Annotated in this window: 17 protein-coding genes; 13 read left to right on the top strand and 4 right to left on the bottom strand. The window is 46.3% G+C overall.

The window, feature by feature from the left end:
• Nucleotides 1–6: 6 nt before the first annotated feature.
• Nucleotides 7–429, bottom strand: coding sequence for a type II toxin-antitoxin system HicB family antitoxin (locus B8880_RS05270; protein WP_084256574.1), 423 nt, complete (start codon nt 427–429; stop codon nt 7–9).
• 51 nt (nt 430–480) lie between these two features.
• Entirely contained in the window at nt 481–657 is a 177-nt protein-coding gene (locus tag B8880_RS05265; protein WP_084256573.1) for a type II toxin-antitoxin system HicA family toxin, read from the bottom strand.
• A 163-nt stretch (nt 658–820) separates the two neighbouring features.
• On the opposite strand from B8880_RS05265, the gene B8880_RS05260 reads away from it, so the two are divergent.
• From B8880_RS05260 to B8880_RS05200, 13 genes are all read left to right on the top strand, one after another.
• The gene (locus B8880_RS05260; RefSeq protein ID WP_084256572.1) at nt 821–1,348 is read left to right on the top strand and encodes a phage baseplate assembly protein V; all 528 of its coding nucleotides are present in this window, start codon (nt 821–823) and stop codon (nt 1,346–1,348) included.
• The gene (locus B8880_RS05255; RefSeq protein WP_084256571.1) at nt 1,345–1,686 is read left to right on the top strand and encodes a GPW/gp25 family protein; all 342 of its coding nucleotides are present in this window, start codon (nt 1,345–1,347) and stop codon (nt 1,684–1,686) included. Before B8880_RS05260 ends, B8880_RS05255 begins: the two co-directional genes overlap by 4 nt.
• Entirely contained in the window at nt 1,683–2,594 is a 912-nt protein-coding gene (locus B8880_RS05250) for a baseplate assembly protein (RefSeq protein ID WP_084256570.1), read from the top strand. The genes B8880_RS05255 and B8880_RS05250 overlap by 4 nt, the downstream gene beginning before the upstream one ends.
• Nucleotides 2,587–3,150 carry a phage tail protein I gene (locus B8880_RS05245; protein WP_084256569.1) on the top strand — a complete coding sequence of 188 codons (564 nt, stop codon included), beginning with the start codon at nt 2,587–2,589 and terminating at the stop codon, nt 3,148–3,150. The genes B8880_RS05250 and B8880_RS05245 overlap by 8 nt, the downstream gene beginning before the upstream one ends.
• A 3-nt stretch (nt 3,151–3,153) precedes the next feature.
• The gene (locus B8880_RS05240) at nt 3,154–5,421 is read left to right on the top strand and encodes a tail fiber protein (RefSeq protein ID WP_084256568.1); all 2,268 of its coding nucleotides are present in this window, start codon (nt 3,154–3,156) and stop codon (nt 5,419–5,421) included.
• Between the two features lie 18 nt (nt 5,422–5,439).
• Nucleotides 5,440–6,147, top strand: coding sequence for a DUF4376 domain-containing protein (locus B8880_RS05235; protein WP_084256567.1), 708 nt, complete (start codon nt 5,440–5,442; stop codon nt 6,145–6,147).
• The gene (locus tag B8880_RS05230; RefSeq protein ID WP_084256566.1) at nt 6,140–6,589 is read left to right on the top strand and encodes a hypothetical protein; all 450 of its coding nucleotides are present in this window, start codon (nt 6,140–6,142) and stop codon (nt 6,587–6,589) included. The genes B8880_RS05235 and B8880_RS05230 overlap by 8 nt, the downstream gene beginning before the upstream one ends.
• A 125-nt stretch (nt 6,590–6,714) precedes the next feature.
• Complete coding sequence (locus B8880_RS05225; protein WP_084256565.1) at nt 6,715–7,890, top strand: phage tail sheath protein; 1,176 nt, start codon at nt 6,715–6,717, stop codon at nt 7,888–7,890.
• Nucleotides 7,891–7,905: 15 nt separating this feature from the next.
• Nucleotides 7,906–8,415 (top strand): phage major tail tube protein, encoded by a 510-nt coding sequence (locus B8880_RS05220; RefSeq protein ID WP_084256564.1) that lies wholly within the window; start codon nt 7,906–7,908, stop codon nt 8,413–8,415.
• A gap of 60 nt (nt 8,416–8,475) precedes the next feature.
• On the top strand, nt 8,476–8,799 hold the full coding sequence (locus tag B8880_RS05215; RefSeq protein WP_084256563.1) for a phage tail assembly protein: 324 nt from the start codon (nt 8,476–8,478) through the stop codon (nt 8,797–8,799).
• 23 nt (nt 8,800–8,822) lie between these two features.
• The gene (locus tag B8880_RS05210; RefSeq protein ID WP_084256562.1) at nt 8,823–8,969 is read left to right on the top strand and encodes a GpE family phage tail protein; all 147 of its coding nucleotides are present in this window, start codon (nt 8,823–8,825) and stop codon (nt 8,967–8,969) included.
• Nucleotides 8,970–9,031: 62 nt separating this feature from the next.
• Entirely contained in the window at nt 9,032–9,466 is a 435-nt protein-coding gene (locus B8880_RS05205) for a phage tail protein (RefSeq protein ID WP_084256561.1), read from the top strand.
• Nucleotides 9,466–10,614 carry a phage late control D family protein gene (locus tag B8880_RS05200; RefSeq protein ID WP_084256560.1) on the top strand — a complete coding sequence of 383 codons (1,149 nt, stop codon included), beginning with the start codon at nt 9,466–9,468 and terminating at the stop codon, nt 10,612–10,614. The genes B8880_RS05205 and B8880_RS05200 overlap by 1 nt, the downstream gene beginning before the upstream one ends.
• 249 nt (nt 10,615–10,863) lie before the next feature.
• Here the strand turns inward: B8880_RS05200 and B8880_RS05195 are convergent, their stop codons facing one another.
• Nucleotides 10,864–11,646 carry a DUF3800 domain-containing protein gene (locus tag B8880_RS05195; protein ID WP_115306413.1) on the bottom strand — a complete coding sequence of 261 codons (783 nt, stop codon included), beginning with the start codon at nt 11,644–11,646 and terminating at the stop codon, nt 10,864–10,866.
• Between the two features lie 21 nt (nt 11,647–11,667).
• Complete coding sequence (locus tag B8880_RS05190) at nt 11,668–12,033, bottom strand: hypothetical protein (RefSeq protein WP_084256559.1); 366 nt, start codon at nt 12,031–12,033, stop codon at nt 11,668–11,670.
• Nucleotides 12,034–12,057 lie beyond the last annotated feature (24 nt).

Raw genomic sequence — 12,057 nt, 5'->3', positions numbered from 1 at the left:
GTTGGTTTATGCTGACAAACCAACGCTTAAATTCAAATTTTTACCCAGCGCGGCAAAAGCACGCCCGATAGTATCAATTTTGGTTGCGTGTGCAAGATTAGTGATCCGTTGCACTTCTTGCGGTTTCACATTAATACGCTTTGCCAACTCTACATTACTGATATTTTGCGCAATCATTTCATTCAACAACAGCACTTTCGCCGACACGCTTAACGGTAATTCAATTAAATATTCGCCCTCTTGCGCTGCGCTTGGCTGCGGCACGGGACGATGATCTTCAAAATAGAAATCCATCGCCGTCAATAGCGCATCTTTTGCCATAAACAGCGCATGATCCAAATCATCACCGCAGGTAATCGCTTCCGGAATATCCCGAAAAGTCACGCTGTAGCCCGTTTCTTCTTTCTCAAATGTTGCCGGATATAACATAAATAATCCTCTTTTTGTTGCCAAGAAAGCCCCCCAATTGAGGGGCTTTGATTATTTTAGACCGAGTTGCTTTTTTACTGCAATTTCCGTTCCCTTTGCGATTTCCTGACTTGCATGTCGCGGTAGAACGGATTGTTTGCCGTTATAGTAGAGCTTAATATGGTTTGCACCTTCTTTCGTCTCTACCCCTTGAGCTTTCAGCCATCTTAAAAATTCACGTTGTTTCATGTTTTCTCCGTGTGTTTTAAGATGGGTTAATAATAAACAAAAATGTTTATCTTGTCAAGATAAAATAAACAAAAATGTTTATTTATTTTTACTACGTTGTCAAAGCTCAATCAACACCGCCAAGCCCACGACAACCGCACTTTCACCGCTCAAAATGCGGTTTATGAAAACACTCGCTGACGTTATCCGCCGCCTTGAAAATATGCACCGCTTTGGCTTGATTGCCGAAGTGGATCATACGCTTGCACGGGTCAAAGTGCGGTCGGGGACGATTTTGACTGACTGGCTACCGTTTGCCGCCATGCGTGCCGGCACGACAAAAACATGGTCGCCGCCGACGGTGGGCGAACAGTGCTTAATCATCTCGTTGAGCGGTGAACTGACAACCGCACTGGTGATTATCGGCATCTACACCGCAGGCAATGCCCCAAGCCAAAGCCCCAATGAACATGTGATCGAATTCGCCGATGGCGCACGTTTTGTCTATAACCAAGCCAGCAGCACATTGACTATCATCGGTGTGAAAAACCTCGTGATCAACTGCCCGAATAACACTATCAACGGCAATTTAAACGTTGACGGCAAAATCGAAAGCACCGGTGATCAAATCGCAGGCGGTATCAGCCAAATGAATCACCCACATGAGGGCGTAACGCCGGGACCGGCTAAAACAGGAAAACCGACAAAATGAACAGAGAAAGCGGATTAATGCTTAACGACGAAACCGCCCATATCCGACAAAGTATCGCTGATATTTTACAAACCGCAGTTGGCACACGCATTCAGCGGCGTGAATACGGCAGCATTTTGCCGATGTTGCTCGACCGTCCAATTAGTCATGCCCTTGCTTTGCAAATTGCCGCCGCCTCAATTGTCGCTCTGCAACGCTGGGAGCCGCGCATAGACATCACCGCCTTTGCGGTGCAGTTTGCCGAAGAAAGTAAATATCGCCTGACTGCCGACATCAGCGCAACCACGAAAAATGGCAATCAATCGCTAAATTTTAACCAATTGGGGTTAATGCAATGAGCCGACAAGTTGATCTATCAAAACTGCCTGCGCCGCAAATCATTGAAGAATTGGACTTTGAAACCCTGCTTGCGGCACGCAAAACAAATTTTATCAACCGCTTTGCGGCTGACGAACAAACGTACTGGGCGAAGCGGTTAACGATGGAATCTGATCCCGTCACCAAATTGTTAGAAGAAAATACATACTTGGAAACGCTGTTGCGCGCGCGGATTAATGCCGCCGCCAAGGGCGTTATGCTTGCCTACGCTATTGGCAGTGATTTGGATCAACTGGGTGCGCTCTACGGTGTAAAACGCTTGATTATTCAGCCAGCAGATGACAGTACCAACCCACCGACTGAACAAATCGGCGAAAGTGATGACCGCCTGCGCCAGCGCATTCAGTTATCTCTTGAGGGCTTCACCACCGCTGGCCCGAAAAACAGCTATCTGTTTCATACCCTGACCGCCTCAAGTGCGGTCAAAGATGCCGACATCAGTAGCCCAAAACCCGGTACAGTGCAAGTGACTGTGTTATCGACTAAGGGACAAGGGCAAGCAGATACCGCTTTAATCAACACCGTCAAAACCACACTTAACGCCGAAGACGTGCGGCCACTGACAGATACCGTACTTGTACAGTCAGCGACCATTGTCAGCTACAGCATAAATGCCGTACTCACGCTGTATCCGTCAACTGCCGAAGCCGCAATTTTGCAACAAGTCAATGCCGCCGCCCAAGCCTTTGCAAACGAAAAACACAAACTGGGACATGACATCACCCTTTCGGGCATTTATGCGGCACTGCATCAACAAGGTGTGCAAAACGTAAAACTGACTGTGCCGACACGGGATTTAGTGATCCAACCAAGCCAAGCCGGTTACTGCACAGCAATCAATATCACGATTGGGGGCCTCGATGAGTAAATTATTGCCACCGAATCAAACCGCACTTGAAGCCCGATTATCGGCGGTATTGTCGCAAATTTTTGACATCGAAACACCAATCACTGCGCTTTGGCACACCCGCTATTGTCCTGTTGAATTATTGGGCTGGTTGGCATGGTCAATGTCAGTTGACGAGTGGGACGATAATTGGAGCGAAGAACAGAAACGCAACACGATTTTAGAAGCCGCAAAACTGCATAAACAAAAAGGTACGATTGCCAGCATTCGGCGAGTTTTGCAGTCGGCAGGATACGGCGACGCAACGATTTTAGAAAATTTGGATTTGCAACGCTATGACGGCACCGCCAAATATGACGGAACCTATTTTTACGGCGACGAAGCGATCCATTGGGCGATGTATCGCATTTATCTAAAACGCCCTGTCAGCATTGCACAAGCCGAACAAGTTAAACGCTTGCTGAATAATACCGCACCGGCACGCTGTCACCTCGCCGGATTGCATTTTGAGCAAGCACAATATTTATACAACAACGTGATCCGTTATGACGGCACATACACTTACGGAGTAGCTTAAACAATGGCAAATCTCACCGAAACCAGCACATTTGAAAGCGGTATCTATCAGCTTGAAAAAACCGATCCGGTGGTTGCCGGCAAAGACGGCATTGCGAATAAGCAAGCGCAGCAACTCGCTAACCGCACAAAGTACTTGAAAGCCGAACAAGACAAACTCAAAACCGCAACAGCGGCAGCGACAACGGCAAAGAGCGGTACAGTAATACTATCAAGCTCTGTTACCGATTCTGGGGAAACAAAAGCCTCTACGACTAAAGCAACTAAAACCGCAATGGACAGAGCTAACGCTGCACACACACTTGCAAGCGGCAAAGCAAATGCAACTCATACACATAAGATAAGCGATGTTACAGATTTTGCGCTGAAAACGTTGACCACGGAAGATTTAGATACTGTAAAAGTCGCGGGATTTTATAAACAAGATAACAATGCAAACTCAACAAGTGAGCGCCATTATCCGGAAGCGAAAGCGGGCTCGCTAGTGGTGAAGCAGTCCACGTTTGGTTGGCAGCAAGAATATACTGTCTGGGATAGTAATCGCAGATATGTGCGTAATACACAAAGCAGTGGCTTATTTCCGACGACATGGAGGCGGATTGACGCACTCGACAGCGTGCCGACTAGTCGCACTTATACAGCCGGAAGCGGTTTAACCGGCGGTGGAAATTTGAGTACAAACCGCACTTTTACACTCGGTACACCATCGCCAATTACTGCTACATCAACTAATGCAGTAACTGCAGAAAGTCATACGCATGCAATTGACAAGGCGACAACAAGTATTGCAGGTATCGTGCAGCTATCAACCAGCACAACAGGCACAAGCACAACAAAAGCGGCTACCGAATCTGCTGCAAAAACTGCAATGGATAGAGCTAATGCGGCATATAACCTTGCAAACGGCAAAGCCGCCACGGTGCATAATCACGGCATGAATCAAATCACAGGGCTAGAAAGTGTACTGGATGCCAAAGCCCCGTTAGCAAGCCCTGCATTCAGCGGCGCACCAACTGCGCCAACGGCGGCGGCAACAACCAACACAGACCAGATTGCGACAACCAAATTTGTCAAAACATTGATAGCGCAATTAGTCGGCTCCGCCCCTGCGGCGTTAGATACGTTGCAAGAGTTAGCTGCAGCGATGGGCAACAATGCTAATTTAAGCGCAAATCTGCTGAACGAAATTGGTAAAAAAGCAACCAAAGCGACAACGCTTTCGGGCTATGGCATTGCGGATTTTGTGTTGAAAAAACTCACCACAGAAGATTTGGATACAGTCAAGGTTGCCGGTTCTTATTATCGTGATGACAATGCCGGTGCAACTGCCGCCTTGCACTATCCCGAAGTTAAAGCCGGTGTGCTGGAGGTGCGCAAATCTACATATGGCTGGTTACAAGAATATACAATTTGGGACAGTAACCGACGCTATATCCGCAACACCACCAGTACAGGCTCATTTGCTTCATGGAAACGCATTGACGCACTCGACAGCGTACCAACAAGTCGTACTTTAACGGCTGGAAACGGTTTAACCGGCGGCGGAAATTTGAGTACAAACCGCACTTTTACACTCGGTACACCATCGCCAATTACTGCCACATCAACTAATGCAGTAACTGCAGAAAGCCATACGCATGCTATTGATAAAGCAAGCACTACAGCAGCAGGAATCGTCCAGTTATCTGATATAACAAATGGCACGAGTACAACGAAAGCAGCAACGGAAAATGCAGTCAAAAAAGCATACGAAAAAGGTGCGGAATCATTGGGTTTACTCACAAGACTGTTTCCGGTGGGGCACTTATTATTAACGGTTAATGCCGCTAATCCGTCGACTTATGGTTATCCGGGAACATGGACATTGCTTGCTGGTGATGTTGCGTTATACAGTGCCAATTCAGGACAAGCAACTAAAAATATCACCGGCAGCAATACACCGGCTGTACCTATACCTCAACACAGCCATACCGCGACTATTGCAAATACGGATTTGGGTACTAAACATACAAACAGTACCGGTGCGCATACTCACACTGGCGACCAGTGGGCGGGCAATAGCGGACATTCTGGAGGGCAAGGCACATACGGTACATACAACAACGGTTGGAAACTTCCAATTTATATCAATAGTGCCGGTGCGCATACTCATAGTGTTGCTGTTGGAGCACACAGCCATAGCGTTACTATCAATAACACAGGTACAAGTGGTGCAACAATTAATGTTATGGGACGGCATATCAAAGTGTATATGTGGTTCCGCACAGCGTAGACGACCTAAGGAGAAAATATGGATAACACAACTATAGATAACACAACTAAGCTTGGGACAAAATACTATGATGATTTGGGGCGGGAGCATCTTGTCACAGTCTTTGATTTTACATTGCCCGATAACTGCACATTTACTCAACCGCCACATGATAAAGAGGGATTCGGAGTCAAGTTAATTAATAATGAGTGGCAATATGTGCCGGATTATCGTGGAAAAATAGCTTATCAAAAAGACTCTAAAGTGCAGCAAGAAATCACCGAATTGGGTGATTTAGATAGCGCACTGACATTATTGCCGCCGCCGTCACAATATCATCACTGGGATAATAATGCGTGGATATTATCGGCTGATAATGCGTTGAAATTAAAATCAGAACAACAGCAAACTGTGTGGGAATTGATTAAAAATGAGCGCTACCGTCGCACGCATAGCGGCGTCTACTTAAAAACGATTGATAAATGGTTTCATACAGACGAGCCAAGCCGGATACAGTATTTGACGATTCATCAGCTACCGGCACTACCCGCTAATCTACAATGGAAAACAATGAATAACTCATTTGTGACTATGACGCCATCACTGCTTAATGAATTGATTGTAGCGATGGTGCTACATGAACAAGCTGATTTTGCAAATGCAGAAAAGCATCGTGTTGCAATGCTATCAGCGGACAATCCACAAGATTATGATTTTTCTACGGGTTGGAGCGAAATTTATGAGTAATGTGTATTTGGCATTGTATAAAGGACGTAAAACAGGCAACAACCCAACCGCACTTTTAGCGCGTTTCAGTGACTGGTTCACTCGCAAACTGACGCGTGGCGAGTATTCGCATTGTGAGATTGCTTATCTAAGTTATGACGGTAATTATTGCTGTCGTTCGGCGTCGATTCGTGACGGTGGTGTGCGGCAAAAAATCATGCCACTGCCGCCGGACAAATGGGATTTAATCCCTGTCGAATTAGATGAAGACCGGCTGATTTGGTTTTTCTACCGCACACAAGGCAAACGCTATGATTGGTTCGGTGCAGTCGGTATCGTGCTGCCGTTTCGCCACGCTAAATCGAAGTACTTTTGTTCAGAATGGTGCGCGGAAATGCTGGAGCTGGAAAAGCCGGAACAGTATTCACCGAATGATTTAGCTGCCCTTTACCACAAAAAATAGCTCTGATGTGGAATATTCCGGTCTATTTTTGTCAAACGCCGCTACACATGCCCAACCGCACGACAACCGCACTTTAGCCGATCACAATAGCCCTTGAATCCACAAGAACTCCAAGGGCTAATTTTATGGCAGATGAATATTTACACGGCATTCGCGTTATCGAACTCACCGATGGCACACGTCCGATTCGCACAATTTCAACCGCAATTATCGGCATGGTTTGCACCGCTAATGATGCCGACGCAGACACTTTCCCGCTAAACGAACCCGTTTTGATCACTAACCCACTTGCCGCTATTGCTAAAGCAGGGAAACAAGGCACACTGGCGCAGGCACTTGACGCAATTGCGGATCAAGTGAATACCCCATGCGTGATCGTGCGGGTCAACGAAGATGACGACGCAGACACCACCAAAGCAAATATCATCGGCACTGTGACCGAAGAGGGCAAATACACCGGCTTGAAAGCGCTATTAGTGGCGCAGTCTAAATTATCGGTCAAGCCGCGCATTTTAGGCGTACCGAAATTCGATGATGAAGACGTAGCAAAAGAGTTGGCAAGCATTGCTAAAAAATTGCGCGGTTTTGCCTATGTTTCGGCTTATGGCTGCAAAACCAAGGAAGAAGCCGTCGCTTATCAGAAAAAATTCAGCGAACGCGAAATTATGGTGATCCACGGTGATTTCATCACCTTTGATGTAAACACCAAAGCCAAAGCGACAACCTACAGCGTGGAACGTGCGTTGGGCTTGCGAGCTTATATCGACAAAACCATAGGTTGGCACAAAACGCTATCCAATGTGGGCGTGAGCGGTGTGAGCGGCGTAACCAAAGACATCACATTTGACATTCAAGATAGCAGCACCGACGCAAACTATCTGAATGAAAAGAAAGTCACCGTGCCGATCAACTTCAACGGTTATCGCTTTTGGGGTTCGCGCACCTGTTCCGATGATCCGCTGTTTGCGTTTGAGAACTATACCCGCACCGCACAAGTATTGGCGGACACCATCGCCGAAGCGCATGCGTGGGCAATGGATAAACCGATTACGCCAACACTGGTGAAAGATATTCTGGAAGGCATTAATGCAAAATTCCGTGAGCTGAAAAACTTAGGCTATATCGTGGACGGTAAGGCGTGGTTTGACGGTGAAATCAATAGCAAAGAGGTGCTGAAAGACGGCAAATTGTACATTGATTACGATTACACCCCTGTGCCGCCGCTGGAAAATCTGAATTTCCGCCAACGCATCACCGACAGTTATTTAATCGACTTTGCCGCCAAAGTCGCCGCAGCATAGGAAAGGAGCTAGACAATGGCATTACCTCGCAAACTGAAACAGATGAATTTATTCGGCGACGGCGTGAGCTATCACGGGCAAGCGACCGAAGTCACCGTGCCGAAACTGGCAATCAAAGCCGAAAGCTACCGCGCAGGCGGTATGCTCGGCGAAGTGGATATTGATTTAGGTTTAGAAAAACTGGAAATCGAACACAAATACGGTGGCATTATGCCGGAAATCTTCAAGCAATTTGGCAATCCGAAAATCGACGGGCAACTTCTGCGCTTTGCCGGCAGTTATCAGCGAGACGACACCGGCGACGTGGAAGCGGTCGAGGTTGTCGTGCGTGGCCGGCACACCGAAATTGACCCCGGCAATGCAAAAGTCGGCGACGACACCGAACACACGGTGAAATCGGCACTGACGTATTACAAGTTAGTGGTTGCCGGTGAAACACTGGTGGAAATTGACATGATTAACTTGGTATATGTGGTCAATGGCACAGATTTAATGAGCCAACATCGCGCCGCTATTGGACTGTAACCAAATCACACACCCTGCCCCCGAAAGGGGGCTTTTTTAAAGCATAACAGGAATAACATCATGACCAAAAAAGACACCCAAACCGAAGCCAAAAATGCCAAATTTGTCACGCTGCAAGAGCCGATTAAGCGCGGCACGAACGAAATCAGCGAAATCACAGTAATGAAACCGACTGTGCCGGCACTAAAGGGCTTGAAAATGTTCGACTTGCTGCAACTGGACACAGACGCGTATATCACGCTGCTGCCGCGTATCACGTTGCCGAGTATCAATAAAAATGAGTTGTTGGCGTTAGACCCAGCAGATTTCACCGAACTGACCACGGCGACTATCGGTTTTTTCGTGAAAACCGAAGCCGAACCGACGGCGACACTGGAAGCCTAGCGCAAGACGAACCGCAACCGCTGTTGCTTCCGGCAAGCGTGGAAGACGCCATCGCCGATATTGCTACCGTGTTTCATTGGCAGCCGAGCGCATTCGATGATATGACGTTAAGCGAATTGATGACGTGGCGCGAAAAGGCACGCGAGCGCAGTCAATACGAACAAGAATAAGCAAAGTGCGGTCAACCGCACTTTTGTTGTTTTTGCTTCCGTAAACCAAATGAGGACAAAAAATGATTCAGAATGCGGCAATGATGGTATTGGGGCTATTTGTGTTCAACTTGCAGACAATCCCCTTTCAAGAACTGCAACGACAGCTCAACTGGCGACACCCGACAAACTCGATTGTCGGACGGCTGCCGGCAAGCCAATACACCGGCAAAGAGAGCGAAACGATCACCATTTCCGGCACGTTAATGCCCTCGATCACCGGCGGCAGAATGAGCATTGGATTGCTCGAATTAATGGCGGAAATGGGGAAATCTTACCCATTAATCGGCGGCAACTTTGAATTTTTTGGCTTCTTCGCAATTGAATCCATCAGCGAAACCCGTTCTTTTCTATTCGCAGACGGTGCGGCCCGACGGATTGATTTCACCATGACGCTGAAACGCACGAACAATTCGATGTTGTTAGAATTTACCGATCAGATGTTAGGAATGATTTAATGCAACTGTTTGACAGCAACCATAAAACCCCGGCATTCAGCGTGATTGTGCATGACAAGCAAGGTGAGAAAAATATTACCCAGCTCATCAGTGACCGTTTGATCAGCCTCACGTTGACCGACAACCGCGGCTTTGAGGCGGATCAGCTGGATATTAGCTTGAGCGACCATGACGGCACACTACAGATTCCACGCCGAGGCGCAGAAATCGAACTGGCAATCGGCTGGAAAAATAAGCCGTTAGTGGAAAAAGGGCGCTTCACGGTGGATGAAGTCGAATTCAGCGGCGCACCGGACCAGCTGACGTTTCGGGCAAGAAGTGCGGACATGATGGGCAGTTTATTGACCAAGCAAGAACGCAGTTTTGACAATATCCGCATCGGCGCATTGATTGAACAGCTTGCCAAAGAAAACGGCTTGAAACCACTGTGCGGCGAGCCGTTGAAAAATCAGCTGATCGCCCACCTCGACCAAACAAACGAAAGCACAATCAACCTGCTGACCCGACTAGCAGAAGATTACGACGCAATCGCTACGGTGAAAAACGGTCATTTGCTGTTTATCAAAGCTGGGCAAATGAAAACGGCGAGCGGCCAACCTTTGCCGGAAGTACAAATCACCCGGCACAGTGGTGATAGTTACCGCTTTTCGCTGAATGAAAGCGACAACTACAGTGCCGTGCGTGCTTATTGGTACAACTTAGATACGGGTAAAAAAGGCGAAGTGGTGATCGACGAAAACAGCGAAATCCAACGCCAGCACCGCCAAACTAAAGGACGCACGCTGAAAGACGGTACAGTCAAAGGGCAACGGCAAAGCAAACGCAAATATAATGTGTTGGTGCAAACCGAACCCGTGGAAAGCGACGCAAATCAGATGAAGACCCTGCGCCACAGCTACAAAACTGAAGCGGAAGCGATGAACGCCGCCAAAGCGGCTTACGACAAACTGAAACGTGGCGTTGCCAGTTTTGCATTAACCCTTGCCGTCGGCAATCCCGAACTCATGCCGGAACTGCCGGCAATTTTGAACGGCTTTAAACCGCAGATTGACAGCACAAAATGGATTGTGACCAAGGTCACGCATAGTATCGGTGGTGGGGGTTATACCACGGCAGTAGAGTTTGAGTTGGATATTGAAACCAATTAAATCCCTGATGTGATTTTTTACCGTATTTTTGTGAGACAGTTCATATAATTTAATAGAATTTGGTAAATCCATTGATTTACCGATCTTGGTGGTATACTATTACTTCGCTACTTGTTCGGCACGAGAACAAGCGCATAAAGGGTACAGAGGCGGCTTCTTTATGTGGATTCCGCCTAGTGGGGAAATTGGGCGATATTTTATAATATGTAAGTCCTTGAGGACGCTCACCGTGCAGGCTGAAAGGTCTGCTTATTTTTTTGAATAAAAGGTAGGATATTTTAAATCAACCCCCTTTGTTTGAGTGATTCTAGGTCCTTTTGTCGGGTCATAAAAATTCCAAATATTAAATTTCTTTTCAGTACCAAATGTATCATATTTTAAATGATCCCACCCTAAATGTTCCGCAACTAACATAGCAAGTTCTTTTTTACGTATCGCTGATGAATCATTCTGATAAACACTTAATACTGCACCAAGTAATAAATCACATAGCTGCACGCCGTAAGACTGTTTTGAATCAACTTCACTCAATTTTAAAATTGCATTACATACGCCTGTTTTCTGCCGTATAATATTATTGGCGATGATGTGCATTGATTCATCTGCCTTTTTGTAGCTAAACGGCAAGTCATCAACAATTATAATAAATCTGTTCATTTTGTTACGTGATAATGAAGTAATTATTTTATTGGTGATAAGGGATGTAAAATGCTTTTGTTTTGCCACCTCATAATCACCATCATGAAAAGTTTTATTAACTATGGATAACTGAACAGAAAGGCAATTAAAAAAGAGATAGTCAGCTTGAAAAAAATAACTGATAATTTCATCATAAAAAGCAGAATATCGTTTAGAATTTGCCGCTTGCCATTTAATTTCATCTTGGCAATTATGTTTCGTTCTTAGTGCCTGCATTGCAGTCTCAAATTCCTGTATGTGATCTTCACGAATCCAAAGCGAACCAAAGGCATAATAAGGCTTACCACTTATGCCGGATTCATCACAAAATAAATGCCAAGTATTTTTATTCATTTATTCCATTCACTATAAATTTCAATCCACCAACAACTTCCTAATAAACCGTTGCACCGGTGAACGTTGCAGCTGTTGCGACAGGCTAATCACTTCCAGCCGGTGCTGTTCTTTTTCTTGGTATAAGCCGAACACCAAATTTTTGACTTCGTGCAGGGCTTTTAATTCACCGTCTGGCAGTTTGCTGAACATGAAATTGCCGTGCAGTTCGGTGCAGATATTTTGTACCAGCTTAAAAAAAGTCGGGTCCGAGTCTTTGAATGACATCAGATCCCGAATCAGTTTCTGCCGATCAACCGGACGTAAAAAATGTTGGTGAACTTCTAATTTATTTCCAGTATGCACAACACCAATTTGGACTGCTGGAGTTTCTACTTCTTTTTCCATATACAACAACCGACTAATAAAACA

This window comes from Pasteurella testudinis DSM 23072 (assembly GCF_900176075.1).
Lineage (GTDB): Bacteria > Pseudomonadota > Gammaproteobacteria > Enterobacterales > Pasteurellaceae > Chelonobacter > Chelonobacter testudinis.
Note: the sequence above shows the minus strand (reverse complement) of the source record. Positions and strands in the feature narration are given on the sequence as shown.

What these genes read in the sequence shown, in the direction of transcription:
- B8880_RS05270 (WP_084256574.1), bottom strand. Translation starts at nt 429, where the DNA reads ATGTTATATCCGGCAACATTTGAGAAAGAAGAAACGGGCTACAGCGTG.
- B8880_RS05265 (WP_084256573.1), bottom strand. Translation starts at nt 657, where the DNA reads ATGAAACAACGTGAATTTTTAAGATGGCTGAAAGCTCAAGGGGTAGAG.
- B8880_RS05260 (WP_084256572.1), top strand. Translation starts at nt 821, where the DNA reads ATGAAAACACTCGCTGACGTTATCCGCCGCCTTGAAAATATGCACCGC.
- B8880_RS05255 (WP_084256571.1), top strand. Translation starts at nt 1,345, where the DNA reads ATGAACAGAGAAAGCGGATTAATGCTTAACGACGAAACCGCCCATATC.
- B8880_RS05250 (WP_084256570.1), top strand. Translation starts at nt 1,683, where the DNA reads ATGAGCCGACAAGTTGATCTATCAAAACTGCCTGCGCCGCAAATCATT.
- B8880_RS05245 (WP_084256569.1), top strand. Translation starts at nt 2,587, where the DNA reads ATGAGTAAATTATTGCCACCGAATCAAACCGCACTTGAAGCCCGATTA.
- B8880_RS05240 (WP_084256568.1), top strand. Translation starts at nt 3,154, where the DNA reads ATGGCAAATCTCACCGAAACCAGCACATTTGAAAGCGGTATCTATCAG.
- B8880_RS05235 (WP_084256567.1), top strand. Translation starts at nt 5,440, where the DNA reads ATGGATAACACAACTATAGATAACACAACTAAGCTTGGGACAAAATAC.
- B8880_RS05230 (WP_084256566.1), top strand. Translation starts at nt 6,140, where the DNA reads ATGAGTAATGTGTATTTGGCATTGTATAAAGGACGTAAAACAGGCAAC.
- B8880_RS05225 (WP_084256565.1), top strand. Translation starts at nt 6,715, where the DNA reads ATGGCAGATGAATATTTACACGGCATTCGCGTTATCGAACTCACCGAT.
- B8880_RS05220 (WP_084256564.1), top strand. Translation starts at nt 7,906, where the DNA reads ATGGCATTACCTCGCAAACTGAAACAGATGAATTTATTCGGCGACGGC.
- B8880_RS05215 (WP_084256563.1), top strand. Translation starts at nt 8,476, where the DNA reads ATGACCAAAAAAGACACCCAAACCGAAGCCAAAAATGCCAAATTTGTC.
- B8880_RS05205 (WP_084256561.1), top strand. Translation starts at nt 9,032, where the DNA reads ATGATTCAGAATGCGGCAATGATGGTATTGGGGCTATTTGTGTTCAAC.
- B8880_RS05200 (WP_084256560.1), top strand. Translation starts at nt 9,466, where the DNA reads ATGCAACTGTTTGACAGCAACCATAAAACCCCGGCATTCAGCGTGATT.
- B8880_RS05195 (WP_115306413.1), bottom strand. Translation starts at nt 11,646, where the DNA reads ATGAATAAAAATACTTGGCATTTATTTTGTGATGAATCCGGCATAAGT.
- B8880_RS05190 (WP_084256559.1), bottom strand. Translation starts at nt 12,033, where the DNA reads ATGGAAAAAGAAGTAGAAACTCCAGCAGTCCAAATTGGTGTTGTGCAT.